Genomic DNA, 25,761 nt, shown 5'->3' on the forward strand with positions numbered 1-25,761 from the left:
CCGTGTGGAGAGAGCTTGCTAAACACGCCAGCTCAATTCGAGCTGTCGATCAAGCTCTCCAGCAGCCGCTTCAATTCGCTCGTCGATTTGTCGCCGTAGCTCTCGAGGATGTGCTCTTCCTGGTCGACCGCGAGCGAGTTGAGCTTCTTGCTCAGCACCTTGCCGCGATCGGAGATGAACATCAGGACCTTGCGGCGGTCGTTCGGGTCCTGCACGCGGTAGACCAGCGTGTCCGAGACCATGCGATCGATCATCTTGGTCAGCGTCGGATGGTTGAGCAGCACGGCATCCGCGAGCTCTCCCATCGAATGGCCGTTGCCATCCGACAGGACTTTCAGAATGCGCCACTGCTCGACGGGCACGCCTTCCTTGCTCAACCGCAGTTCGAGCTGCCGGTTGATCTCCCGGTTGGCTTGCGCGAGCAGGTACGCGAGGTGTTCGGTGATCGGGGTGTTCGGTTTTGCCACGGCTAAGACTTTGTCTTGACCCAAATGAGTGAATGTCTTGCAATCGATGCTGCATCTATATGCACTTCAATTCTTGAATATTCAATATTTTCAAAATAGGATATTGCCCAACAATAGGGCGGGTGCCGCGGCCGCCTGCTGAATGAGCTTTCAAGTCTGGTATCAGACAGGAGTTGGCGTGCGCGCGACGGTAAACTTCCCGGCTCACGGCGGTCCGGCGTTACCGCCGTCCTTGCTGTTCAGGAATCTGTCGCCCGCGGCAGCGGATTTCGACCTGTCGCCGGCTGATGCGCATTTCATGAAGCGCCGCGGCGCACACAACAAGCTCCGCATCGGGGGCTTCATTTGCTGCACCGGCTCGCCCGGTGTCTGGGGCCCGTGCGCGACAAGCAGCGCGCAGCTCGCGGTCGCCGAGATCAACAAGCGCGGCGGCATTCTCGGGCGCGAGATCGAGCTTTCGATCTACGATGCCGGCGGGCCGCTCGACGGGATTCTGAGCCGCGCCGAGCAGGCGATCGCTTCCGATGAGATCGACCTCATCGTGGGACTGCATACCAGCGCGGTGCGTGTGGCGCTGCGCAAGGTCACGACCCGCCACCGTATCCCCTACATCTATACGCCCGTCTACGAGGGCGGCGAGCAGACGCCGGGTGTCATGGCGATCGGCGAGACGCCGCGCTGGCAGAGCCGCCCCTCCATCCACTGGCTTGCCGACGTCAAGAAGGCGGCGCGCTGGTACCTGATCGGCAGCGATTATGTCTGGCCCTGGCAGTCGCACCGCGCGGTGAAGCGCTACATCAAGGAGGCCGGCGGCCATGTCGTCGGCGAAGAGTTCGTTCCCCTCGGCGAAGACAACCACGAGCCGCATCTGGAGCGCATCCGTGCCGCGAGGCCTGACGTCGTCCTGATCTCGTTGATCGGCACCGACAGCATCACGTTCAATCGCGCGTTCGGCGAATGCGGCCTCGGCGCCACGACGCTGCGGCTGGCCGGGGCGATGGACGAGACCGTGCTGCTCGGAATCGGCGCCGACAACAGCGAAAATCTGTTCTGTGCCTCCGGCTATTTCCCGGGCATCGGATCGCGGGCCAACGACGACTTCCAGAGCCGCTATCGCGCGATGTTCGGACCGAACGGCCCCCCGATCGGCTCGCTCGGTCAATCCAGCTATGAGGGACTGCGCTTCCTTGAGGCCGTGGCAAACAAGGCGGGCACGTTGGCGATGGGGCCCATGCTCGCGGCCGGCCGCAACATCGTCTATGGCGGCGCGCGCGGCCCCGTCACCGTCAGGAACGGTCATACCCGGATGCAAATGTATCTCGCCGGCGCGGATGGCCTCGATTTCAAGCTGATCAAACCGATCTGACGCCGGCGCCCCATCTGCAAACGCCCGAATCCAAAATAATACTTGAAAAGGAAAATATTTCCGTCTGTAATATCAAGGTAGAGCCGATGGGCGCGCCCGCACACGCGCGCCAATGAGGCTCCAATGCCAGGGATTCCAATTCCAGGGATCAAGAAGCCTTTGAGGAGAGCGCCGTGACAGTTGTCCTTCCCACGCCAGCCCAATTGCGCAGTGTCGCCGACCAGTGCGGCCTTTCGCTGACCGACGACGATGTCGCCTCGTTCCGCGGTCTGATGCAGGGCTCGATCGAGGCCTACAATCTCGTCGGAGCCATGCCGGACGAGGTGCCGGAGGTCAAATATCCGCGCACGCCGGGCTATCGGCCCTCGCCGGAAGAGAACCCGCGCAACGCCTGGTATCGCAAGTCGACCGTGAAGGGGGCGGCGAGTGGCAAGCTCAAGGGCAAGACGGTCGCCCTGAAAGACAACATCATGCTCGCCGGTGTTCCCATGATGAACGGCTCGGCGACGCTCGAAGGCTACGTGCCCGATTTCGACGCCACCATCGTCACCCGCATGCTCGATGCGGGCGCCGAGATCGCCGGAAAAGTCCATTGCGAATCCTTCTGCATGTCCGGCGGCAGCCACACCAATGCGGTCGGCGCCGTCCACAATCCGCACAAGATGGGCTATTCGGCCGGCGGCTCGTCGTCAGGCAGCGGCGTCGTCGTCGCGCTCGGCGAAGTCGACATGGCGATCGGCGGCGACCAGGGCGGTTCGATCCGCATGCCGTCCTCGTTCTGCGGCACCTATGGCATGAAGCCGACCTGGGGCCTCGTGCCCTACACCGGCATCATGCCGATCGAGGTGTTCGTCGACCACACCGGCCCGATGACGGCGACCGTCGCCGACAACGCGCTGCTGCTGGAGGTGCTGGCCGGCGACGACGGCTACGACCCCCGCATCAAGGCGCCCAAGGTCGAGGAGTACACCAAGGCGCTCGGCCAGGGCGTCAAGGGCATGAGGATCGGCATCCTCAAGGAAGGCTTTGAGCAGGCGACGGCCGAAGCCGCCGTGAACGAGAGCGTGCGCGAGGCCGCAAAGCGATTCAAGGATTTGGGCGCCACGGTCGAGACCGTTTCGATCCCGATGCATCTCATGGGTCCCGCGATCTGGACGCCGATCGGCACCGAGGGCATGACCCAGACCATGATGTATGGCGACGGCTATGGTCTGTCCCGCTCCGATCTCTACTCGACCACGCTGATGGACTTCCATCGCGGCTGGCGGCGGCAGGCGGATTCTCTGTCCGAGACCACAAAGCTGTTCCTGCTGCTCGGCACCTACATCAACAACACCTTCGGTCCGCGCTATTACGGCAAGGCTCTCAACATCTCCCGACGCCTGACCGCGGCTTACGACAAGGCCTTCAAAGACTACGATTTGCTGCTGCTGCCGACGACGCCGATGAAGGCGACGAAGCTGCCGGAGCCCACGGCCAGCCGCGAAGACTATGTCGCGCGTGCGCTGGAGATGATCTCCAACACCGCGCCGTTCGACATCACCCATCATCCGGCGATGTCGCTGCCCTGCGGCATGGTCGACGGCCTGCCCGTCGGCCTGATGCTGGTCGGCCGCATGTTCGAGGAATCCACCATCTACCGCGCCGCCCACGCCTTCGAGCAGATCGGCGACTGGAAGAAGATGTGAGCGAGGGACTCATGCAGACGGACGTAACAGGGAAGCGTTTTCGGACGCGTCAAGACATCAAGCCGGAGCCCCGTTCCGATTCCTTCGGAACGGGAAAGGCTCCGGCGCATGGCTAACGCGTTCGTCGCGGCGTTCGAGATCCTGAGCTTTGGTGCGATCATCGTCCTGATCGTGCTGGGGCTCGGGATCATCGCCAGCATGATGGGCATCTTCAACTTCGCGCAGGGCGAGTTCGTCCTGCTCGGGGCCTACATCACCTATCTTGCCTACGCCAATGGCCTGCCGATCTGGGCCGGCATGGTCGCCGCACCATTCATTGTCGGCGCGCTCGGCTTCGTGCTGGAGGCGCTGATCATCCGACGCTTCTACGCAGCCCCCATCGTCGCCATGCTCGGCACCTATGCGCTCGGCCTGATCATCCGCGAATCCGTGCGCGGCTTGATCGGCGGCTTCTATCTCACCGTGCCGGAGCCGATCGGCGGCTCGATCGATATCGGTGCCATGCACATCTCGGCCTGGCGCTTCACCATCATCATCATCACGGCGCTGGTGATGGGCGGCTGCTATCTGCTGCTGGCGCGCACCAGCTTCGGCCTGCGCGTGCGCGCTACCCTGGAAAATCCTTCGCTGGCCCGCGCCTCCGGAATCTCCACGCCGCTGATCTACGGCGCCACCTTTGCGTTCGGCGCGGCGCTTGCTGGCCTTGCCGGCGCACTGATCGTGCCGGTGTTCAGCCTGTTCGCCGATCTCGGCCTGCGCTTCCTGATCCAGGGCTTTGTCGCGGTCATGGTCGGCGGCGTCGGCTCCTTCATCGGGCCGGTCGCGGGCGCCGGCGTCATCGGCACGCTCAGCGCCGCGCTGCCCTGGGTGATGGCGCCCGTCGTGGCCGATGTCCTCGTCTTCGTTCTCGCCATCGTCTTCATCAAATTCCGGCCGCAGGGCCTCATTGCTGGAAAAGGGGTTTAGTCACATGTCCGATCGTTCTCAGCTCTCCCGTCGCCGGTTCCTTTCGAATCTCGCCTTTGCCTCCGGTGCAGTCGCAACCGGCGTCGGCAGTTGGGTGATCCCGGCGCCCTGGGCCAATGCGGCCGAAGCCCCGATCAAGGTCGGCATCGCCACCGACCTCACCGGGCCGATTGCCTACGCCGGCAATGCCGACGCCAACGTCGCCAAGATGGTGATCAAGGAGATCAACGCCGGCGGCGGTCTGCTCGGCCGCCCGCTCGAGCTCTTTGTCGAGGACACCGCCTCGAACGAATCCGTCGCGGTCGGCAACGTCCGCAAGCTGATCCAGCGCGACAAGGTCGACATGGTATTGGGCGGCATCACCTCGTCGATGCGCAACGCCATCAAGGACCCGATCGTCGCGCGCGGCAAGACGCTCTACATCTATCCGCAGCTCTACGAAGGCAAGGAGTGCACGCCTTATCTGTTCTGTACCGGGCCGACGCCGGCGCAGCAGTGTGACGAGTTCATTCCCTGGCTGATCAAGAACGGCGGCAAGAAGTTCGCGCTGCCGAGCGCCAACTATGTCTGGCCGCACACACTCAACGTCTACGCCCGCAAGGTGATCGAGGCCAACGGCGGCGAGGTCGTGTTCGAGGAATACTATCCGCTTGACCAGGTCGACTTCTCCTCGACCGTCAACCGCATCATCTCCAACAAAGTCGACGTCGTCTTCAACACCGTCATCCCGCCCGGCGTCGGTCCGTTCTTCAAGCAGCTCTACGAGGCCGGCTTTCTCAAGAATGGCGGACGGCTGGCCTGCGTCTACTATGACGAGAACACGCTCAACATCAATCAGGCGGCCGAGATCGAGGGTCTCGCCAGCTGTCTCGATTATTTCAAGGTGCTCACCAAGGAGAACCCGTTCGACGCAAAAATCCAGGCGGCCTACGAGAAGGATTTCCCGGGCAACTTCCTGTTCGCTGCCGGCAGCGCCGCCACCGGCACCTATCGCGGCCTGAAACTGTGGGAAGCCGCCGTCAAGGAAGCCGGCAAGGTCGATCGCGACTCGGTCGCCGCTGCGCTCGATCATGCCAAGATCGCCGAAGGTCCCGGCGGACCTGCCGAGATGGTGCCGGGCAAGCGCCACTGCAAGATGAAGATGTACACCGCTGTCGCCAAAGGCGGGAACTACGAGATCGTCGGACGCAGCGACGGACTCGTCGATCCCAAGGAATGCTAGAGTCGAATGCCGAAAGCGATGGGCGCAGCGAAGCAGGCAGTCCCCGCCGAGATCGGCGGGGAGCAGAACGTTGCCATGGTTGAACACGGATCAGCAGGGCAAGCCGGTTCGGTGCGGAAAATCCTGCCGATCGTGGAGGGCGTCGTGCTCGTCGTGGCGCTGCTCGCCCCGCTGGTGCTGCAGGACTACCTCACGGTGTTCGCGACGCGCGTGATCATCCTCGCGCTGTTCGCACTGTCATTCGACCTGGTGTGGGGCTATGCCGGCATCATGAGCTTCGGCCAGGCGCTGTTTTTCGGCTCGGCCGGCTATGGCGTGGCGCTGCTCGCGCGCGATCTCAACATTACCAACATCTTCCTGGTGCTGCCCGCGGGCACCATGATCGGGCTCACCTTTGCGCTACTGCTGGGCGGCTTCCTGCTGCTTGGACGGCATCCCTCCAGCGTGATCTTCGTCTCGCTGGGCACGCTGACCGGATCCTACGCCGCCGATCGGCTTGCGCGCGGCTGGTACTATCTCGGTGGCCAGAACGGCATCCCCTCGATCTCCTCGATGACGCTCGGCAGTTACGAGTTCTCGGAAGGGCCGCCGTTCTATTATCTCGTGCTTGGCCTGCTCGTCGTGGTCTATCTCCTCTGCCGCTTTCTGGTGCGCTCGCAGTTCGGGTTGGCGCTCGCGGGATTGCGCGAGAACGAGCAGCGCATCGCCTTTTTCGGCTACAAGGCGCAGCATCTGAAGGCGATCATTTTTGCGATCGGAGGCGCAGTGGCCGGCCTCGCCGGCAGCCTCTATGCCTTCCACGAAGGTTTCGTCTGGCCCAACATGGTCGGCGTCGTGGTCTCGACGCAAGTGGTGCTCTATGTGCTGTTCGGCGGCTCCGGCACGCTGATCGGCGCCGTCATCGGTGCCGTCATCGTTGAGGGCGTCAGCTTCTGGCTCTCGGACAATTACCGCGAGGTCTGGCCGATCATCCTTGGCGTGCTGCTCCTGCTGGTGATTCTGTTCCGGCCGCTCGGCCTGATCAGCTTCGTGCTCGGCGAGCGCGAGCGGGTCGGCAGCTTTGGTGGCAAATCCAGGAAGACCGGGAAGGAGAAGCGCGATGCCGCTCCTTGAAGCCAGCGGCGTCAAGAAGATCTTCGGGAAGCTCACCGCGCTCGACGGCGCCGCGCTGACCGTCGGCGAGAACGAGTTTCACGGCCTGATCGGCCCGAACGGCTCCGGCAAGAGCACGCTGATGAAGTGCATCGCCGGCGCCGAGGTGCCGACACAGGGCAAGGTCTCCTTCGTCAACGCCGATATCACCGCGTTCACGCCGACCGAGCGTGCCCGCGCCGGTATGAGCTTGAAATTTCAGATCACATCCGTGCTGCCGACGCTGACGCTCTACGACAACATTCTGCTCGCGCTGCAGGCGCAATCCTCGCTGTTCGATCTCGTGTTCTCGCGCACGCGCGGGCTCTTGCACGATCAGGTCATGACCATGCTGACGCAATTTCGCCTCGCCAACCGCGCTTTCGACGCGGCGGCGGCGCTGTCGCACGGCCAGCAGCAATGGCTGGAGATCGCGATGGCGCTGGCCTGCAAGCCGAAGCTTCTGCTGCTGGACGAGCCGACCGGCGGCATGAGCCTGGAGGAGCGCCGCGTCACCGGTGAATTGCTGCAGCCGATCAAAAAGCATTGCTCGCTGGTCATCGTCGAGCACGATCTCGATTTCATCCGCGACATCTGCGATCGTCTCACCGTGCTCGACCAGGGCAAGGTGCTGGCGTCCGGCACGGTGTCGGAGATCCAGGCCAACAAGGCCGTCCAGGAGATTTATTTGCGCCGTGCCTGAATTTTTGGACATCAAGCATCTCGACGCCGGCTATGGTCGCAGCCAGGTCCTGTTCGACGTCAACCTCGGCATTCCCTGGCGCGGCGGTGTCGCCGTGCTGGGCCGCAACGGCGCCGGCAAGACCACGCTGATGAAGACCATCGTCGGCGAACTGCCGGCGTGGAAGGGCGAGGTCGCCTTCGATGGCCGCGACATCAGCCGCCGCGCGACCCAGGAGCGGGTGCGCGCCGGCATCGGCTACGTGCCGCAGGAGCATTCGGTGTTCGCGCGCCTGTCGGTGCGCGACAATCTCGCGGTCGGGTCGCTCGCGAGCAGGAAAGCCGACGCGGTCGAGCACGTGCTGACCATCTTCCCAAAGCTCGGCCAGCGCCTCGACCAGCCCGCCGGCACGCTTTCCGGCGGCGAGCGCAAGATGCTCGCCATCGGCCGCGCCATGCTGGGCGATCCAAAACTTCTTCTGCTCGACGAGCCGACCGAAGGCGTCTGGATCGGCGTAATCGAGGAGATCACCGAGCGCCTGATCGAGCTTGCGAAAACCATCGCCGTCATCATCGTCGAGCAGCACCTCGACCTCGCGCTCCGCGTCGCCGATTACGCCTACGTGCTGGACCGCGGCCGCGTCGCGCTGCAAGGCGAAGCGGGCGAGGTGAGGGGCAATCCGGAGCTGCTGCGGTATCTGGCGCCGTAGGGCGCGCGTGAAGCGCGTCGCTCTCACACCGAACTCGGCTGTCATGCCCCGCGAAGGCGGGGCATCCAGTACGCCGCAGCTTCTCGATCGATAAGGGGTGCCTCTGGAATACTGGATTCCCCGCCTTCGCGGGGAATGACGGCGTCAGGCTGGGATGGATCGAAGAGATTAAGCGGAGCGCCCGCTTTACTTCACCGCCCCAAACCGGCTGTCGAACGAGTTCGATTGCACCACCGGCGCGGCGCCCATGATCTGGGTCGCTTCACCCGCGCCATCCGACACCGACGGCTTCAGCGTCGGGCGGGTTGCGGCGAGGCGGGTGTCGGGCTTCGCAGCTTCGGCGGGTTTGGCAGCGGCAACAGCCGGCTTCGGTGCATCCTTCGCTGCGTCCTTGGACGTGTCGCGGCCCGGTACGAACCGGGTCACCGCGGCCTTCAGCCGGGACGCTGCGGTGGGCGGCGTCGTGGTCGTCGTTGCAGCCGGAGCGACGGATGCCGTGGCCTGCGGCGGCGGCGTGGTCGCCGTGGCGTCGGCATTGCCCACACCCATCTTGCGGCCGAGATTGGAGAAGAAGCCGGATTTCTCGGGCGGAGCTGCGGTGGCGACGCGGGCGCTGGCGGCGGGCGCGCTGACGGCGACGACCGGCTCTTCCTGCGGCGAGGGCGCGGCTGCATCGAGATTCGGCTTCGGCGGATTGACGTGTCCAGGGATGGTGCCCGGCGCCTTCGCCATCGCCAACATCCGGAGCGTGGTGCCTTCGGCGCCCTCCGACAGGCCGGTCGAGCCTTCCGGAATCTTCGCGGCAAAGATCTTGTTCATGCCGCCGTCGATGCCGGTGTTCATGCGCGCAACGGGCGTGCCGCGCGAAACCAGCTTGTTGTACTCCGCCTGGTCGCGCGCATCCTTCTCGCGCACGGCGCTGGCGATCTCCTCGGGGATCACATAGGCCGGGCACTTAGCGGACGCGTCGAACACCGGATCGCGCTTGGCGTCGGGCGGCTTCGCCGCGTCGAACACGTACTTCTTCTCGCAGAAATCGACCTTCGGCTCCTGCCGCGTCACCTCGAAATGATCATAGCCTTCCTTGATCATCTTCCAGAACGGCATGTTCGGATTGTTCCGGTGCTTGGCCATGTTCACCGGCGTCATCTTGAACGGATAGGCCTGCAACTGGAACGCCTTCTGGCCGCCGAAGAAGGACTCGCGCCCGAGCGAATAGATCTCGGCGATCTGCTCGTCCGTCATCGCGTAGCAGCCGCGCGACGAACAATCGCCATGCACCATCAGCTGCGACCCGCTGCGGCCCAAAGCCTTGTCGAACGCGTTCGGATAGCCCGTGTTGAACGACAAATAGTACGCCGATTGCGGATTCATCTGGCCCGGATTGATCGAGTAGAATCCTTCCGGCGCCTGACGATCGCCTTCGCGCACCTTCGGGCCGAGATCGCCCGACCAGCGACAGATCGGATAGGTCTTGAGCAGCGCGAACTGGCCGTTGCGGGTCTGCTTCCAGACCTCGAGCTCGGCCTCCTGCTTGAACAGGCGCACCAGGATCGGTGATTGCAGATCCATGTTCTTCTCGACCATCGCGGCGAGAAGCTTTGGCGGCACCGGCTGGTTGGCCTTGGCATTGGTCGCAAGCGAAACCTGGTCGGTGTCGCAGCCGGCCAGCACGAAGCTGGCGGCAAGCGCCACCGAAACCAGAAACGCGCGAGCAAGCGAACGAGAAATCAAGATGGACCCCACACCGTCCAAGGCATCGCGCGCAAACCCCAATCTTGAAGCATGATCCGACCGGAGACCGGGACCCGTCGCGACGGGCTTTTTCGCAATCACGCTCCAGCGCTTATGCCCTGAAGCCATTGATTAAAATTCTAACCTCTGGGTCATGTGGTCGCAACCCGCACGGGGATCACGAGCCCGTTGGCCCAAAGGCGTGGTCAACGAAGACTTAAACTGGGCTGAAACTTGGGCCTTTCGGCCAAACCAGCACTGAGATCGCTGATTTGGGCAAAAAAAGGGTTAACGCGGGGTTACCGGGGGCCTCCGGGACGGTTTGGCCGGCCTCAAATTCAGCGTCGTCTCGGCGAAAGCCAGGACGACGGCGGAGGGGGACGCGTCCAACGGGCCCCAAAGCCCGCCCGAATCAGCCCAGTTTCCGGCCAATATCGAGGAATTTCTGCCGCCGATGCTTGCGGATGGCGTCCCCGTCCAGACCCCGGAGTTCGTCAAAGGCCTTGGCAATGGCGTCGCCCGTGGTGGCGATCATGGCGGCGGGGTCGCGATGGGCGCCGCCGACCGGCTCCTTCAGGATGCTGTCGATCACGCCGAAGCGGAGCATGTCCTGGGCCGTGATCTTCATGTTGTTGGCGGCTTCCTGCGCCTTGGAGCCGTCGCGCCAGAGGATCGAGGACGCCGCCTCGGGCGAGATCACGCTGTAGATCGCGTGCTCCAGCATCAGGACCTTGTTGGCGGTGGTGATGGCGATGGCGCCGCCCGACATGCCCTCGCCGGTGATGATGGCGACGTTCGGCACGGTCAGCGCCATGCAGGCATCAGTCGAACGCGCGATCGCCTCGGCCTGGCCGCGCTCTTCCGCGCCGATGCCGGGATAGGCGCCGGCGGAATCGGCGAGCGACAGCACCGGCAGGCCGAACCGCTCCGCCATCTCCATCAGCCGCACGCATTTGCGATAGCCCTCGGGCCGCGCCATGCCGAAATTATGCTTGATGCGGCTCTCGGTGGAATCGCCCTTTTCCTGGCCCATCACGCAGATGGCCTCGCCGCGGAAGCGGCCGAAGCCGGCCACCAGCGCCTCGTCCTCGCCGAACTTGCGATCGCCGGCGAGCGGGGTGAACTCGGTGATCAGGCCCTTGATGAAGTCGTTGAAATGCGGCCGCTGCGGATGCCGCGCGACCAGCGTTTTCTGCCACGGCGTCAGGTTCAGATAGAGGTCGGCCATCGCCTGCGCCGCCTTGTCCTCGATCCGCCCGATCTCCTCGGCGATGTCGCTGCCGGAGGCCGCAAGCGTCCGCAATTCATCGAGCTTGGAATCGAGCTCGGCGACGGGCTTTTCGAAATCGAGATAGCTGCGCATCTGGTCTGGCATCAACTCAATATAGGGAGGACGGGGCGAGGCGGCGAAGCGGATTCGATGTCGCGGAAAGAAGTGTAGGTTCGTCAATGAGTTGGCTTGTGTGCTCGCAACGAGCGCAGGCCAAATCATCGTGAGGCCCCGGCTCTTTCTGCGGAGATGTGGCCGAAGTCAAGGCGGTTTCATCGTTCCAGTACCGTAGCCCGGATGAGCGAAGCGATATCCGGGGCAGGTCGCCCGATCGTCAATCCCGGATGTCGCTTCGCTCATCCGGGCTACTGCAGCTACGGCAGCAACTATTTCTCCGCCAGCGGGTGCAGGTCGCGGACCAGGCTCTTCAGCCGCTCCTCGACCACGTGGGTGTAGATCTGGGTCGTCGAGATGTCGGTGTGGCCGAGCAGCGTCTGCACGATGCGCAAATCGGCCCCGTTGTGCAGCAGGTGGCTGGCGAAGGCGTGGCGCAGCACGTGGGGGGAGACCAGCCGGGCCTGCAGGCCCGAAGCGACCGCGAGCTCCTTCAAATCGCGGGCAAAATGCTGCCGCGTCAGATGTCCGCTCTCGCCGAACGAGGGGAACAACCATTTCGAGGCCGCCACGCTGTTCTTCTTGTCGGTCTTGTTGTTGTCCTTGGCCGCCTCCGTCGCCGCGAGATAATCGGCCATCGCCTGGCGCGAGGCCTCGTTGAGCGGCACCAGCCGTTCCTTGTTGCCCTTGCCGCGCACCACGATCATGCGGGCGTCGCGCTTCGCGGCCGTACGTGGCAGCGCCACCAGTTCGGAGACGCGCAGGCCGGTGGCGTAGAGCACCTCGAGCAGGCAATAGAGTCTCAGGGCGCGCAGCCGTTTCGAGAGCGAAGCATCCTCCGCCTCGCTCAATTCCTTGGCGCGGCGGAGCATGCGGTCGACATCCGCAATCGACAGCACTTTCGGCAGGCCGCGGCCGCGCTTGGGGCCGGACAGGATCGCCGCGGGATCGTCGGTTCTGATGCGTTCGTTCAGGAGGAAGCGATAGAGATGCCGCATCGCCGACAGCCGTCGCGCGACGCTGGTGGACTTGAAGCCCCGCGTATCGAGATCGGCGAGATAGTCGCGCAGCGTCTGTGTTTCCGCGTCCGCGAATGCATGGCCGGCGCGGCCGAGAAACTCGGAGAAGTCGGTGAGGTCGCGGCGATAGGCGTCGAGCGTATTGGGGCCGGCGCCCTGTTCCGCCGCGAGCATGTCGAGGAACAGGCCGGTGAGCTTGGCGTCTGAGGACTTGTTATCGGAAGATCTGGCACGCATGCCGGCAGCCTAGCTGCTATTTCTTGAGAAACTTATCCGGCGGGATCGTCACCGTCATTTCCCGCGGCTTGGGATTGACGAAGTTCGCCAGCGCGAAGACCACGCCATAGACGATGCCGGCGATCACGGCGACGACCGTCAGGAAGCGGAACAGGCTGGGCATCGGCAGGATCTCGGAGAGGGTCTCGGTCAGGGGCTTGGCGGGCAAATTAACCAATGAAATCATCCAACACGTTCGCCGTTTCGTGGCAAGAGTCCTCTGGCGAGGGCCCCTGCGGGGTCGTATAGGTGGCCAAAGGATGCCGCCATTGGCGGCAGATCGAGCGAGACCCATTCGAGCGAGACAAATGCCCGACGCCGCGTTGCCGATCCAAGCCTCGCCCGAGGCCGACATCCTGTCGGCGCTGGGGACGCGCTCGATCGTGCTCGTCGGCATGATGGGGGTGGGCAAATCCACCATCGGCCGCCGCATGGCTCTCCGGCTCAAGCTGCCCTTCGTCGATGCCGACACCGAGATCGAGGCGGCGGCCGGCATGACCATACCGGAAATCTTCGAGCGTCATGGCGAGCCGCATTTCCGCGACGGCGAGGCCCGCGTGATCGCGCGTCTGCTTGACGGCGGTCCCATCGTGCTGGCGACCGGCGGCGGCGCCTTCATGCGCGAGGAGACGCGGACCCGCATCGCGGCGAAGGCGATATCGATCTGGCTCAAGGCCGATCATGATGTCATCATGCGCCGCGTGCGCCGGCGCGCCGACCGTCCGCTGCTCCAGACCGCCGATCCCGAAGGAACCGTGACGCGCCTGCTCACCGAGCGCGAGCCGGTCTACGGCCATGCCGACCTCACCATCGCCTCGCGCGACGTGCCGCACGACAAGATCGTCGATGAGACGATAGAGACGCTGCGCGCGCATCTTTGCGGCGAACGGGCGTCCCCGCCACCAGCCGACGTCGCGAGTGCCGCACGATGACCGCGCCTTTGAAACATTCAGATCCCGTCAATGTCGAGGTCGCGCTGGGGAATCGCGCCTATGACATCGTCATCGGCCGCGGCGTGCTGGCCTCGCTCGGCGAACGCGTCGCGCGCCTGCGCCCCGGCGTGCGCACCGCGATCGTGACGGATCGCACCGTCGCGAAATACTGGCTCGAACCCGCCGAGGCCTCGCTCGCAGCCGCGGGCATTCCGACATCGCGCATCGTCGTCGAGGAAGGCGAGATCTCCAAGACCTATGCCGGTCTCGAAAAGGTCAGCGAAGCCCTGATCGCCGCGAAAATCGAACGCAACGATCTCGTCATCGCGCTTGGCGGCGGCGTGGTCGGCGATCTCGCCGGCTTTGCGGCGGCGATCCTGCGCCGCGGCGTCGATTTCGTGCAGGTGCCAACCTCGCTGCTGGCGCAGGTCGATTCCTCCGTCGGCGGCAAGACCGGCATCAACTCGCCGCAGGGCAAGAATCTGCTCGGCGCCTTCCACCAGCCGGTGCTGGTGATCGCCGACACCGCCGTGCTTGACACGTTGTCCGCTCGGCAATTCCGCGCCGGCTACGCCGAGGTCGCCAAATACGGCGTGCTCGGCGACGAGGCCTTCTTCGCCTGGCTCGAGAAGAACCATTCCGACATCTCCAAAGGCGGTTCGGCGCGCGAGCATGCGATCGCGACCTCCTGCCGCGCCAAGGCCGGCGTGGTCTCGCGCGACGAGCGCGAGACCGGCGAGCGTGCGCTGCTCAATCTCGGCCATACGTTCGGCCATGCGTTGGAAGCCGCGACCGGCTTCTCCGACCGCCTGTTTCACGGCGAGGGCGTTTCGATCGGCATGACGCTGGCGGCGCAGTTTTCCGCGAAGCTCGGCATGATCGGCGAGGCCGATGCGATGCGAGTCGAGCGTCACCTCATTGACGCCGGCTTGCCGACGCGCTTGCAGGACATCGCGGGCTTCGCGCAGGAGGGGCTTGCCGATGCCGACGCGCTGATGACGCTGATGGCGCAGGACAAGAAGGTCGAGCGCGGCAGGCTCACCTTCATCCTGCTGGAGGCCGTGGGGCGGGCCGTCGCCGTGAAGAACGTCGAGCCGGCTCCGGTGCGCGACTTCCTGAAGGACAAGCTCGCGCAAAAGGCATGACGCGAGGCTGAACGGCGCTACAGCGTTTTCGCGCGAAGTGGGTACCGGTTCGCGTAAGAAACGCGTCAAAACAAGAAACCAGAGTGGTTCATGGATTGGCTCGGATTCACCATCGTCATTCTCTGCCTGCTGGTCTCCGGCTTCTTCGCCGCGAGCGAGACCGCACTGACGGGCGCCTCGCGCGCCAGCATGCTGCGGCTCTCCAAGCAGGGTAATCGCGACGCCGACGTGGTTTCGCAGCTGCTCGACATGCGCGAGCGCCTGATCGGCGCCCTGCTGCTCGGCAACAACATCGCCAATATCAGTGCATCCGCCCTGGCCACCAGCATCTTCACCGCCTGGTTCGGCGACGTCGGCGTGCTCTATGCCACCGGCTTGATGACCGCACTGGTCGTGATCTTCGCCGAGGTGCTGCCCAAGACCATCGCGATCAACGCGCCCGACCGCATGGCGCTCGCGGTCGCGCGCCCGATGCGGCTGACAATGTACGTGCTGGGGCCGCTGCTGCGGATCGTGGAAGTCATCGTGCGGCTGTTGATGCGCCTGTTTGGCCTTGCCGGCGAGCACCAGGCGATCCTGTCGCCGACCGAGCGCCTCCGCGGCGCGGTCGACCTGCTGCATCATGAAGGCAAGTTCGAGAAGCACGACCGCGACATGCTCGGCGGGCTGCTCGATCTGCGCGAGCTCCAGGTCTCCGACGTCATGATCCATCGCACCGAGATGACGATGATCAACGCCGACCTGCCGCCGGAGGATCTGGTGCGCGAGGTGCTGGCGGCCGAATACACCCGCATCCCGTTGTGGCGGGAGAAGCCGGAAAACATCATCGGCGTGCTCCACGCCAAGGATCTGCTGCGCGCGATCCGCGCGTCCGACGGCGACACCGCGCGCATCGACGTCTCCACCATCGCGCTGCCGCCCTGGTTCGTGCCGGAAATGCGGCCCGTCTCCGAGCAGCTCAAGGCGTTCCGCCGCCGCAAGACTCATTTCGCCCTGGTCGTCGACGAGTACGGCGAAGTTGAAGGTCTCGTGACGCTGGAAGACATTCTGGAAGAGATCGTCGGCGACATCTCCGACGAGCACGACGTCGTGGTCGCGGGCGTGCGCGCCCAGCCGGACGGCTCGGTCGTCGTCGACGGCTCGGTCCCGATCCGCGATCTCAACCGCGCCATGGACTGGCACCTGCCCGACGAAGAGGCAACGACGGTCGCCGGCCTCGTCATTCACGAGGCGCGCTCGATCCCCGACCGCGGCCAGAGTTTCACCTTTCACGGCTTCCGCTTCCGCGTCCTCCGCCGCGAACGCAACCGCATCACCGCGCTCCGTATCTCACCGGTGCCGCGCGAGACGGAAATGGAGGAAGCCAAGCGGCGGCGGGCGGGGACGTCGTTTTGAAGCGGTAGCTGTCATCGTCCGCCTTGTGCGCGCTTGCGCACTGGGGCGGACGATCCAGTAAGCCGCAGCGGCTCGATTCTAGCCGCGCCGCCTCGGAGTACTGGATGCCCGCCTTTGCGGGCATGACAGCCGCATCGGCGAGCTAGCTGCCGCCTTCTCCCGGCGCTTGCGCGTGGATCGCCAGCGCGTGCACGCTGCCGGAGAGTTCCGCGGCCAGCGCCGAATTTATCATGCGGTGGCGATCGACCCGGCTCTTCCCTTTGAAGGCGGAAGACACAATATAAACCCGAAAGTGCGTCTCGCCGCTCGGCCGATGGCCGGCGTGGCCCTCATGCAAATGTGACTCGTCGACGACTTGCAGGCTTTCCGGCGTGAAAGCTTCCTGCAACTTGTTGCTGATAGTGTCTCTGATGGCCATCTGGGTCATTACGGTGCGAGATCGCTCTCCGTATTGCATAGGCCGCCTCTAGCGGCCGTTCAAGGACGCCTCAGCATAGTTTCGGCTATGCTTTTCAGCTAATTGCAATGTCAAGACTTGAAGGTTTTTGCATTGCGTAGTCAAAGTCAGCCATGCCGATCGATTCATCAAAGTTCTTCGACTCCATCCGGATCAAGCCGAAAGGCAAGCAGCCGGAGGTGAAGCCGCGCGACGCCGTGGTCAATTGCGAATGGACCGGGTGTCAGAACAAGGGCGCGCATCGTGCGCCCAAGGGTCGCGACAATCAGCGTGAGTACTGGCACTTCTGCCTGAACCACGTGCGCGAGTACAACCAGAACTACAATTTTTTCTCCGGCATGAATGCCGACGCTGTCGCGCGCTATCAGAAAGATGCGCTGACCGGTCATCGTCCGACCTGGAAGATGGGCGCCAATGGCGGCGTCAAGAAGGGCGCCGAGGCCGAGATCGACGGCGCCTTCGATCCGTTCAGCATGTTCCAGGAGCTGAACGGCCGCACCGGCTGGCGCGCCGGCCCGCAGGCCGCGCCCAAGGCCGAGACGCGCAAGATCATGAACGCCGAGCGCAAGGCGCTTCAGGTGATGGGCCTCGGCCCCGAGTCCACGCTCGCCGACGTCAAGTCCAAGTACAAGGCGCTGGTGAAGCAGCACCACCCCGATGCCAACGGTGGCGACCGCTCCACCGAGGATCGCCTGATCGAAATCATCAAGGCGTATAATTATCTGAAGACCGTGGTGCGCGAGGCGTAGGCTTCGCGCGCGCTTTCTTCCCTTCTCCCCTTGCCGGAGAAGGTGGCGCGAAGCGCCGGATGAGGGGTTTCTCTCGGCGAATTCAACTGCAAGATATGAGGGTGTCGAGACAATCCCTCACCCGTCTCGCCGCTTTGCGGCGAGCCACCCTCTCCCGCAAGGGGAGAGGGGAAGCACGCGCTCCGGGCTACGCATTCCCTACGCCTTCGGCATCGCGCCCACATATGACGAGCTCGGCCGGATCAGCCGCCCGGTCCGCTGCTGCTCCCGCGCATGCGCCGTCCAGCCGGCTGCGCGCGCCACGGCGAAGATCGGCGTGAAGGCCTGCCTCGGAATCGCCAGCGCATCGAGCAGGATCGCGGTGAAGAACTCCACATTGGTCTCCAGCGGCCGGTCCGGATTCTTCTTGCGCAAGGCTGCGCGGATATAGGCCTCGACCTCGCCGGCAAACGGCAGGTCGGCGCCGTCCGAGGCCAGCGCCTCGATCGCGGTCTTGAGCACGTCGGCGCGGGGATCGCGCACGCGATAGACGCGGTGGCCGAAGCCCATCATTCGCTCGCCGCGGGCGAGTGCCGCGTCCACCCAGGGCTGGATGCGCTCGCGCGAGCCGATCGCGTCGAGCATTTCCAGCACCGGCTCCGGCGCGCCGCCATGCAGCGGACCCGTCAGCGCGCAATAGCCGGCGGTGACGGCGGCAAACAGATCTGCGTGCGTTGAGGCCACCACGCGCGCGGTGAAGGTCGAGGCGTTCATGCCGTGGTCGCTGGCGGTGACGAGATAGGCGTCCAGCGCCCTGACCTCGCGTGGTTCGGGCGCGCGCCCGTGCAGCATGCGAAGCGTATCGGCAGCCTGGCTCACGTTCGGATCGGGCGCCACGGGATCGAGACCCCTAGCCCGGCGGACGAGCGCGCCCGCAATCACCGGGAATGCGCCGACGATCGTCGCCTCATGGGCGAGCCCGTGCTCGGCGCGAACTCCCGCGACCGCCGCGCGAAATCCGTCGATGATGCCCATGCCGCGCGTTGCCGGCAGCAGCTCATCCAGCCGCGCGCAGGCGCGCTCGCGTGCGGCGCCCAGGCTCGCGCGCACATCGGCTTCGCTCAGCGTGGTCGTGCTGGCGCCGTTCCAGAGCCGGGCGGTGACGCCCTCAAAGCTCGACTGGCTCGCCAGTCGGCCAACATGCTCGCCGGCGATGATCAACTCGCCGCGCTCGCCGTCGACATGGCTCAGCACGGTTTCGGCCGCGGGAACGCCGTCCAGCCCGATCTGGCTCTTGGTGAGGTGGATGTTCATGGCCCAAATCTCCTTTGCACCAGCCAAAGATCAGGCCTCTCGACAGATTGATCAATCTTGATTACATTAATCAATATGAAAAATTCGGAAGGTCTCTACCTCTCCGCCCGGGAAGCCGCCGCCGAGCTCGCGATCTCGCCGGCCACGCTCTACGCCTATGTCAGCCGCGGCCTGGTCCGCTCCGAGCCCACGCCCGACTCGCGCAAGAACCGCTATCGCGCCGAGGACGTCCGGGCGCTGAAGGAGCGTCGGGTGCCGTCGCCGGAGCCGCGCGGCCTGCGCAGCTTCGATGCCGATCTGCCGGTCATGGACACGGAGATCTCCACCATCACCGAGGAGGGCGCGATCTATCGCGGCGTCAATTGCGTCGATCTCGCGGAGAACGACACGCTGGAGCACACGGCGACGCTTCTGTGGGACGTCTCCGGCGTCGATCCCTTTGCGCCGGACAATTTTCCCGCGGTGTCCGATGAGATGCGCCTGATCGCGCAGGCCGCGCGGCGCGCCGCGCCGATCGATCGCGCCATTGCCGTGCTGGCGCTCGCATCGAGCGCCGATCCCCGCGCCTTCACCCGCGCGCATGATGGACGTGCGATGGTCGGTGCGCGCATCGTCCGGCTCCTGGTCGCGACCATGCTCAATACGGAGCCGTCCGCCGAGCCGCTGCACCAGCAGATCGCCAGTGCCTGGGCTCCCGACAACAAGCACGCGGCCGATCTCATACGCCGCGCGCTGGTTCTGCTCGCCGAGCATGAGTTGAACGCGTCCACCTTCACCGCGCGTTGCGCAGCCTCGACCGGTCTTAATCTTTATGATTCCGTCATCGCCGGCCTCGCCGCGCTGAAGGGACCGAAGCACGGCGGTGCCGGCGTGCTCGCCTCGCAGCTCGTCAAGGCGCTGGTCGATCGTGACGTCGAGCCAATGGTCCGCGAGCGTGTCGCGCTCGGCGAACGCTTTGCCGGCTTCGGTCACGGCGTCTACAAGCGGGGCGATCGGCGCGCGCAATCCCTGCTCAACGCGCTCTCTCGCGCAGGCGCACCGCGTAAATTCACCAAGGAGGTGCCCGAGCGGATCGCGGAGGCGACCGGCGAACTCGTCAATATCGACTACGCGCTCGCGGTGCTCGTGCACGCGATGCGCCTGCCTGGCGGCAGCGAGCTCGCCCTGTTCGCGATGGCCCGCAGCGTCGGCTGGATCGCACATGCGAGCGAGCAGTTGCAGTTCGGCAAGCTGATCAGGCCACGGGCGAGGTATGTCGGGCCGGCACCGGGGCGGAGGGGAGGCGCTGCTAGCTAGGATCGCTGCTGCGGTCGTCCTGGCGGAAGCCCGTGCTCGGGTACCTGATCAATCCGCAAGCCCTAACACGAACGCCAAAGCAATCCCGATCCGCGCCATATCCTGGCTGCCGAGGCGCCCGATCTTCTGTCCGATCCGTTCGCGTCTCACGGTGATCGGCTTGTCGGCCATCGCCTGCGATCTCAGTCGTAATCCATTTTCGCGGGTTGGCTCGATAGTCACCCGAAAATCCGGGGCGTGCGCCAGTTCGGAAGTCAACTGGCAGATCACGACGGAGGCATGAGTTTCAGGGAAAGCGTCGCTCTGCACGATGACCGCCGGGCAGGGTCTGCCATAGTCGCCCGTTGCAGCGACCGTCACGACGTCACCGCGTTGCATCTGCATCAAACTCGGAGACCGACTCGATCCACTGCAGCGCGTTGCGCTCGCGATCGGGGTCGAGGCTGGCAACTTGCTTCGCCACCCGTCGTCGAACTGACCGCGAGCGAGCATCAGCTACGACCAGGCGCAGTTCGCGCAAGCCCCGCAGCCGCCTCCGCTGGCGCATCATTTTCATTCTTTCAGCGGGTGCAGTCATTGGAAACGATCCCATGTAACGCGTTACAATGTAACGCGTTACGGCTTGGAGGCAAGGGCCGCCACGTTGCGAAGTCCCCAAACCGCAGTGCGCCGCTCGACGCTATCACCCTCGCGGCTTCGCCACCGCCACGCCGCCGCCGTTCCGGCGGCGATAGATCCAAACCGCCAGGCCTACGACGATTGCCACGCCGACCACGGTCAAAATCCACATATGCTTATACGGATGCCCATGGTGCGGCAGCCCGGCATATTCGTGCAGGGCCGACACCGCCAAAACGCCCGGCAGCACATGCGCCGGCGCCCAGACCAGGATCGCCGGGATGTTGATGGCGTAGAAGCGGGCCGGGGGCATGCCGAGCGCGCCCGCCGTGACCGGGACGAAGGCACGGATCGGCGGCACGAAGCGGGCGAAGAACACCGCCCAGGTGCCGAAGCGGTGGAAGAAATTCTCGCTCTGTTCGACCACACGCGGATAATTGGTCAGCGGCCAGGTGTTGAGGATCTCCCGTTGTTGCCGGTGTCCGATCCAGTAGGCCGAACCATCGCCGAGCACTGCGCCGAGCGCCGCCGCCAGCAACACCCATTGCAGCTTGAGCTCGCCGCCCGGGACCAGGGCGCTCAGCGCCAGGATGATCGTCGAGCCGGGGATGACCGACCCCACCACCGGAACCGCCTCGAGCAGGGCCGCCAGAAACAGGGTCAGATAGGCCAGCCACGCATGGGCCGAGACGAATGAAATGAGGGGATCGAGAAAGGACGTCACATCGTCTCTGCGGTGGGATTGGGCCTTGGGGTTCGGACCCTATATCCAGACCCTACATAAGTAACGAGCGGCGGTAAAAGTGCCACCCGCGTCGGCAGGACGGTGCCTTCGGCACGAAATTCAGGCGTGATTCGCAGGGCAGCCTTCCAAAAATCGCGTTCCTTGCCTATCTAAATGAAAAGACAACGGAACTTTGATCGGGGGGCGGGCTTCTGCCCGCCCGTTGTCTCTGATAGGTTCGCAACAGCACCCAGCCGCAGCCAACGTGCAATAACTGGTCTCGGGATCGCCCGGGACCTCGGAGGATTGATGACGACCGCCGCGATGTCCAAAGTTGAGGAAGTTTCCGGTTTGCCCGACATGAAGGTGTCGGTGCGCCAGGTGTTCGGGATCGACAGCGATCTCGAAGTCCCCGCCTATTCCGAAGTCGATCCTCACGTCCCCGAAGTCGATTCCGATTACCGCTTCGACCGCGCCACCACGCTCGCCATTCTCGCCGGCTTCGCCCACAACCGCCGCGTCATGGTCACGGGCTATCACGGCACCGGCAAATCCACCCATATCGAGCAGGTCGCTGCGCGACTGAACTGGCCCTGCGTGCGCGTCAACCTCGACAGCCACATCAGCCGTATCGACCTCGTCGGCAAGGACTCGATCGTGGTCCGCGACGGCAAGCAGGTCACCGAATTCCGCGACGGCATCCTGCCCTGGGCGCTCCAGCATAACGTCGCGCTGGTGTTCGACGAATACGACGCCGGCCGCCCGGACGTGATGTTCGTGATCCAGCGCGTGCTGGAAGTCTCCGGCCGGCTGACGCTGCTCGACCAGAACAAGGTGATCAAGCCGCATCCGGCATTCCGCATGTTCTCGACCGCCAACACCGTCGGCCTCGGCGACACCTCGGGCCTCTATCACGGCACCCAGCAGATCAACCAGGGTCAGATGGACCGCTGGTCGATCGTCACCACGTTGAACTATCTCAGCCATGACGAGGAAGTGGAGATCGTGCTGGCCAAGGCCAAGCACTATCGCACCACGGAGGGCCGCGACATCGTCAACAAGATGGTTCGCCTCGCCGACCTCACCCGCAACGCCTTCGCCAATGGCGATCTGTCGACGGTGATGAGCCCGCGCACGGTGATCACCTGGGCGGAGAACGCCGACATCTTCAGCGACATCGGCTTTGCGTTCCGGGTCACCTTCCTCAACAAATGCGACGAGCTCGAACGTCCCCTCGTCGCCGAGTTCTACCAGCGCTGCTTCAACGCGGAGCTGCCGGAATCGTCGGTGAACGTGGCGCTCAGCTGATCGCTCTCGGTGTGTCGTCCCGGCCGAGTGCGCAATTGCGCACGGGGGCCGGGACCCATACCGCGAGGTCTCTCGGTGAAGCGACGCTGCTAATTTCTCCTGACGCAATGATTGCCGGCGGTTATGGGTCCCGGCCTTCGCGGGGACGACGGGTAAGGGCGAGATGAGCACCACCTCCAACTCCAAATTCCGCAACACCAAGGAAGCCCCGACCGAGCCGTTCAAGCGCTCGGTGGCCTCCTGCCTGAAGGCGATCGCCAAGGCGCCCGAGCTCGACGTCAGCTTCGCCGCCGAGCGTCCCGGGCTCGCGCCGGGCAAGGCGCGGCTGCCCGAGCCCGCGCGAAAGATGACCAGGCGTGATGCCGCCATCGTGCGCGGCCACGCCGATTCCATCGCGCTCAAGCTCGCCTGTCACGATCCGAAGGTGCATCGCAAGCTGATGCCGGGCAATCCGCAGGCGCGCGGCGTGTTCGAGGCGGTGGAGCAGGCCCGTGTCGAGGCGATCGGCGCGCGGCGCATGGCGGGCGTTGCGAAAAACCTCACCGCGATGCTCGACGACCATTTCCATCGCGGCAAGTTCGACGAGATCACCGATCGCGCCGACGCGCCGCTCGCCGACGCGCTGGCGATGCTGGTGCGCGAGCGCCTGACCGGCATGGCGCCGCCGACGGCCGCCAAGAAGATGGTCGATCTCTGGCGCCCTATTCTCGAAGACAAGATCGGCAGGCGGCTCGACCGGCTCGATACCGTGGTCGAGGACCAGACCAGGTTCGGCGATGCCGTGCATGATCTGCTGACGGCGCTCGAGATCGGCGACGAGCGCAGCGCCGACAGCGAAGACAATGACGAGAACGACGAGAACCAGGACGGCGACAACGATCAGTCCGGCGCCGAGGGCTCGCCCGATTCCGACGCCGCGCAGGAGATGAGCGCCGATCAGGCCCAGGCGTCGAGCGAGGAGATGAGCGAGAGCGCGATGGAAAGCGCGCAGGCCTCGACCTCCGACACCTTCGACGACGGCGAGCTCGGCGACGACGAGACGCCGGGCGAGGCGACGCGGCCGAATTCGCACGGCAAGAACGAGCCGCGCGGGCCGGAATATCACGCCTTCGCGCCGAAGTTCGACGAGGTCATCGCCGCCGAAGACCTCTGCGACCATGACGAGCTGGAGCGGCTGCGCGCCTATCTCGACAAGCAGCTCGCGCATCTGCAGGGCATCGTCGCCCGTCTCGCCAACCGGCTGCAGAGGCGCTTGATGGCGCAGCAGAACCGCGCCTGGGAATTCGATCTCGAAGAGGGCATTCTCGACCCCGCGCGGCTGTCGCGCGTGGTGACCGATCCCTATCACCCGCTGTCCTTCATGCACGAGAAGGAGGCGACGTTCCGCGATACCGTGGTGACGCTGCTGCTCGACAATTCCGGCTCGATGCGCGGGCGGCCGATCACGGTCGCGGCGACCTGCGCCGACATCCTCGCCCGCACGCTGGAGCGTTGCGGCGTCAAGGTCGAGATTCTCGGCTTCACCACGCGCGCCTGGAAGGGCGGGCAATCGCGCGAGGCGTGGCTTGCCGCCGGCAAGCCGGCCAGCCCCGGCCGCCTCAACGATCTCCGCCACATCATCTACAAGTCGGCGGACGCCCCCTGGCGTCGTGCGCGGAAAAACCTCGGCCTGATGATGCGCGAAGGGCTGTTGAAGGAGAACATCGACGGCGAGGCGCTCGACTGGGCGCACAAGCGCCTGCTCGGCCGGCCCGAACAGCGCAAGATCCTGATGATGATCTCGGACGGCGCGCCGGTCGACGATTCCACGCTGTCGGTCAATCCCGGCAACTATCTCGAGCGGCACCTGCGCCACATCATCGAGGAGATCGAGACCCGCTCGCCGGTCGAGCTGATCGCGATCGGCATCGGCCATGACGTGACGCGCTATTATCGCCGCGCGGTGACGATCGTGGACGCCGAAGAGCTCGGCGGCGCCATCACCGAAAAACTCGCCGAACTGTTCAGCGAGACCAACACCGCGCCCACGCAGCCGGCCAACCGCCCGCGACGCAAACTGCATTCGTGAGCAACCATCGGTCCCGCCGCAGCTTTATCGGCCACGCGGCGGCGGGATTTTCCACTCTCGCACTGTCTCGCCTGGCGCAGGCACAGCCGGCGCCGAAGCCGGCGCTCATCGAGCACGCCGTCGCCGCGCCCGTTGGCATCGAGGTCAACGCGCGGCCGATCCCGAATTTCGAGCCGCGCGACCGCGCGCGCACGCGGTTCGGTTCGCTGGACTATCGCGGCGGCCTGGTGCTGACCTCGCCGCATCGCGGCTTCGGCGGCCTGTCCGGCTTCCGCTTTCTCGACAGCAAAGGCGAGCGCTTCCTCGCGATCTCCGACCAGGGCACCTGGTTCACCGGTCGCATCCGTTATTCCGGGCGGATCATGACCGGCCTCGGCGACGTCGAGGCCGCGCCGGTGCTCAATGCGGAGGGGCGGCCGATCACGGAGAAGCGGCTGTGGTACGACACCGAGTCGCTCGCGCGTGACGGCGACCTCGTCTATGTCGGGCTCGAGCGCGTCAACCAGATCATGCGGTTCGATTTTGCGAAGGGCGGCACACGCGCGCGCGGCGAGGTGCTGCCGACCCCGCCGGCGGTGCGCAAACTGCCCTACAACAAGGGGCTCGAGGCGCTGGTGTTCGTTCCAAAGGGGCAGCCGCTCGCGGGCACCTTGATCGCGCTGTCGGAGGGCGGCTTCGATGCCGACGGCAATCTGATCGGATTTTTGCTCGGCGGCCCCACACCCGGCCAGTTCAGCATTCGCCGCACCGACCAGCAGCTCATCAGCGACGCGGTGCTGCTGCCCTCGGGCGATCTCCTGATCCTCGAACGCAAATTCTCCTGGTTCACCGGCGTCGATATCCGCATCCGCGCGATCCCCCTGAAATCGATCGCGCCGGGCGCATTGGTCGACGGCCCCGTGCTGTTCAAGGCCGATCTCGGCCACGAGATCGACAACATGGAAGGCATCGACGCCCACGTCACGGCTGACGGCGAGACCGTGCTGACATTGGTGTCGGACGACAATTTCTCGATGCTCCAGCGCACCCTGCTGCTGCAGTTCGCGCTGGTGGAGTAGGGTGGCGCGGCCGCAATGCATCCCCCGCGAGCCGCCATGCCCCCCGCGCGGCTGGCAATCGGCGCATCGCCCAC

Annotated in this window: 25 protein-coding genes; 15 read left to right on the forward strand and 10 right to left on the reverse strand. The window is 65.0% G+C overall.

Annotated features, from left to right (window positions below; translation table 11 throughout):
- Positions 1-32: 32 nt before the first annotated feature.
- Positions 33-467: a MarR family transcriptional regulator gene (locus IVB07_RS02250; protein ID WP_007599198.1), complete on the reverse strand. Its 435-nt coding sequence runs from the start codon at positions 465-467 to the stop codon at positions 33-35.
- Positions 468-645: 178 nt separating this feature from the next.
- On the opposite strand from IVB07_RS02250, the gene IVB07_RS02255 reads away from it, so the two are divergent.
- The 7 genes from IVB07_RS02255 (at position 646) to IVB07_RS02285 (ending at position 8,231) form a co-directional block, all read left to right on the forward strand.
- Entirely contained in the window at positions 646-1,833 is a 1,188-nt protein-coding gene (locus tag IVB07_RS02255) for a substrate-binding domain-containing protein (RefSeq protein ID WP_085384113.1), read from the forward strand.
- Positions 1,834-2,006: 173 nt separating this feature from the next.
- Positions 2,007-3,521 (forward strand): amidase, encoded by a 1,515-nt coding sequence (locus IVB07_RS02260; protein WP_026232420.1) that lies wholly within the window; start codon positions 2,007-2,009, stop codon positions 3,519-3,521.
- 108 nt (positions 3,522-3,629) lie between these two features.
- On the forward strand, positions 3,630-4,487 hold the full coding sequence (locus tag IVB07_RS02265; RefSeq protein WP_018452915.1) for a branched-chain amino acid ABC transporter permease: 858 nt from the start codon (positions 3,630-3,632) through the stop codon (positions 4,485-4,487).
- A 4-nt stretch (positions 4,488-4,491) separates the two neighbouring features.
- Complete coding sequence (locus IVB07_RS02270; RefSeq protein ID WP_018452916.1) at positions 4,492-5,709, forward strand: substrate-binding protein; 1,218 nt, start codon at positions 4,492-4,494, stop codon at positions 5,707-5,709.
- A gap of 6 nt (positions 5,710-5,715) precedes the next feature.
- Positions 5,716-6,822, forward strand: coding sequence for a branched-chain amino acid ABC transporter permease (locus IVB07_RS02275; RefSeq protein ID WP_018452917.1), 1,107 nt, complete (start codon positions 5,716-5,718; stop codon positions 6,820-6,822).
- A complete protein-coding gene (locus IVB07_RS02280) occupies positions 6,809-7,543 on the forward strand; it encodes an ABC transporter ATP-binding protein (protein ID WP_018452918.1) in 735 nt (244 codons plus the stop codon). Before IVB07_RS02275 ends, IVB07_RS02280 begins: the two co-directional genes overlap by 14 nt.
- Positions 7,536-8,231, forward strand: a complete 696-nt coding sequence (locus IVB07_RS02285; protein WP_026232421.1) for an ABC transporter ATP-binding protein — start codon at positions 7,536-7,538, stop codon at positions 8,229-8,231. Before IVB07_RS02280 ends, IVB07_RS02285 begins: the two co-directional genes overlap by 8 nt.
- A 186-nt stretch (positions 8,232-8,417) precedes the next feature.
- On the opposite strand, the gene IVB07_RS02290 is transcribed toward IVB07_RS02285, so the two are convergent.
- The 4 genes from IVB07_RS02290 to IVB07_RS02305 form a co-directional block, all read right to left on the reverse strand.
- Entirely contained in the window at positions 8,418-9,965 is a 1,548-nt protein-coding gene (locus IVB07_RS02290) for a murein L,D-transpeptidase family protein (protein WP_247360802.1), read from the reverse strand.
- Between the two features lie 412 nt (positions 9,966-10,377).
- Positions 10,378-11,340 carry an acetyl-CoA carboxylase carboxyltransferase subunit alpha gene (locus IVB07_RS02295; RefSeq protein ID WP_007599220.1) on the reverse strand — a complete coding sequence of 321 codons (963 nt, stop codon included), beginning with the start codon at positions 11,338-11,340 and terminating at the stop codon, positions 10,378-10,380.
- Between the two features lie 281 nt (positions 11,341-11,621).
- The gene (gene xerD / locus IVB07_RS02300) at positions 11,622-12,605 is read right to left on the reverse strand and encodes a site-specific tyrosine recombinase XerD (RefSeq protein WP_247360805.1); all 984 of its coding nucleotides are present in this window, start codon (positions 12,603-12,605) and stop codon (positions 11,622-11,624) included.
- A gap of 16 nt (positions 12,606-12,621) precedes the next feature.
- Positions 12,622-12,768, reverse strand: a complete 147-nt coding sequence (locus IVB07_RS02305) for a hypothetical protein (RefSeq protein ID WP_035669499.1) — start codon at positions 12,766-12,768, stop codon at positions 12,622-12,624.
- Between the two features lie 184 nt (positions 12,769-12,952).
- On the opposite strand from IVB07_RS02305, the gene IVB07_RS02310 reads away from it, so the two are divergent.
- The 3 genes from IVB07_RS02310 (at position 12,953) to IVB07_RS02320 (ending at position 16,116) form a co-directional block, all read left to right on the forward strand.
- On the forward strand, positions 12,953-13,576 hold the full coding sequence (locus IVB07_RS02310; protein ID WP_085384097.1) for a shikimate kinase: 624 nt from the start codon (positions 12,953-12,955) through the stop codon (positions 13,574-13,576).
- Positions 13,573-14,721 (forward strand): 3-dehydroquinate synthase, encoded by a 1,149-nt coding sequence (gene aroB, locus IVB07_RS02315; RefSeq protein ID WP_247360807.1) that lies wholly within the window; start codon positions 13,573-13,575, stop codon positions 14,719-14,721. Before IVB07_RS02310 ends, aroB begins: the two co-directional genes overlap by 4 nt.
- A gap of 90 nt (positions 14,722-14,811) precedes the next feature.
- On the forward strand, positions 14,812-16,116 hold the full coding sequence (locus IVB07_RS02320) for an HlyC/CorC family transporter (protein WP_247360809.1): 1,305 nt from the start codon (positions 14,812-14,814) through the stop codon (positions 16,114-16,116).
- A 142-nt stretch (positions 16,117-16,258) separates the two neighbouring features.
- Here the strand turns inward: IVB07_RS02320 and IVB07_RS02325 are convergent, their stop codons facing one another.
- Positions 16,259-16,534 (reverse strand): BolA family protein, encoded by a 276-nt coding sequence (locus IVB07_RS02325; protein WP_026232423.1) that lies wholly within the window; start codon positions 16,532-16,534, stop codon positions 16,259-16,261.
- Between the two features lie 152 nt (positions 16,535-16,686).
- On the opposite strand from IVB07_RS02325, the gene IVB07_RS02330 reads away from it, so the two are divergent.
- Positions 16,687-17,322, forward strand: coding sequence for a DnaJ domain-containing protein (locus tag IVB07_RS02330; RefSeq protein WP_027515160.1), 636 nt, complete (start codon positions 16,687-16,689; stop codon positions 17,320-17,322).
- A 198-nt stretch (positions 17,323-17,520) separates the two neighbouring features.
- Here the strand turns inward: IVB07_RS02330 and IVB07_RS02335 are convergent, their stop codons facing one another.
- Complete coding sequence (locus IVB07_RS02335; protein ID WP_247767483.1) at positions 17,521-18,615, reverse strand: citrate synthase/methylcitrate synthase; 1,095 nt, start codon at positions 18,613-18,615, stop codon at positions 17,521-17,523.
- Between the two features lie 75 nt (positions 18,616-18,690).
- Between IVB07_RS02335 and IVB07_RS02340 the strand changes: the two genes are divergently transcribed.
- Positions 18,691-19,911 (forward strand): citrate synthase family protein, encoded by a 1,221-nt coding sequence (locus tag IVB07_RS02340; protein ID WP_085351646.1) that lies wholly within the window; start codon positions 18,691-18,693, stop codon positions 19,909-19,911.
- Between the two features lie 48 nt (positions 19,912-19,959).
- Here the strand turns inward: IVB07_RS02340 and IVB07_RS02345 are convergent, their stop codons facing one another.
- The 3 genes from IVB07_RS02345 to IVB07_RS02355 form a co-directional block, all read right to left on the reverse strand.
- Positions 19,960-20,295, reverse strand: coding sequence for a type II toxin-antitoxin system PemK/MazF family toxin (locus tag IVB07_RS02345; RefSeq protein WP_085351645.1), 336 nt, complete (start codon positions 20,293-20,295; stop codon positions 19,960-19,962).
- Positions 20,276-20,488 carry an antitoxin MazE-like protein gene (locus IVB07_RS02350; protein WP_143273843.1) on the reverse strand — a complete coding sequence of 71 codons (213 nt, stop codon included), beginning with the start codon at positions 20,486-20,488 and terminating at the stop codon, positions 20,276-20,278. The genes IVB07_RS02345 and IVB07_RS02350 overlap by 20 nt, the downstream gene beginning before the upstream one ends.
- A 105-nt stretch (positions 20,489-20,593) precedes the next feature.
- On the reverse strand, positions 20,594-21,253 hold the full coding sequence (locus IVB07_RS02355) for a DedA family protein (protein ID WP_018452932.1): 660 nt from the start codon (positions 21,251-21,253) through the stop codon (positions 20,594-20,596).
- 309 nt (positions 21,254-21,562) lie between these two features.
- On the opposite strand from IVB07_RS02355, the gene cobS reads away from it, so the two are divergent.
- The 3 genes from cobS to IVB07_RS02370 all read left to right on the forward strand — a co-directional run bounded on the left by cobS (position 21,563) and on the right by IVB07_RS02370 (position 25,687).
- Positions 21,563-22,561 (forward strand): cobaltochelatase subunit CobS, encoded by a 999-nt coding sequence (cobS, locus tag IVB07_RS02360; protein ID WP_018452933.1) that lies wholly within the window; start codon positions 21,563-21,565, stop codon positions 22,559-22,561.
- A 163-nt stretch (positions 22,562-22,724) separates the two neighbouring features.
- On the forward strand, positions 22,725-24,629 hold the full coding sequence (gene cobT / locus IVB07_RS02365; RefSeq protein WP_018452934.1) for a cobaltochelatase subunit CobT: 1,905 nt from the start codon (positions 22,725-22,727) through the stop codon (positions 24,627-24,629).
- Positions 24,626-25,687 (forward strand): esterase-like activity of phytase family protein, encoded by a 1,062-nt coding sequence (locus tag IVB07_RS02370; protein WP_018452935.1) that lies wholly within the window; start codon positions 24,626-24,628, stop codon positions 25,685-25,687. Before cobT ends, IVB07_RS02370 begins: the two co-directional genes overlap by 4 nt.
- The last annotated feature ends 74 nt before the right edge of the window (positions 25,688-25,761 follow it).

This window comes from Bradyrhizobium sp. 172 (assembly GCF_023101065.1).
In the GTDB taxonomy this organism is placed as follows: domain Bacteria; phylum Pseudomonadota; class Alphaproteobacteria; order Rhizobiales; family Xanthobacteraceae; genus Bradyrhizobium; species Bradyrhizobium canariense_D.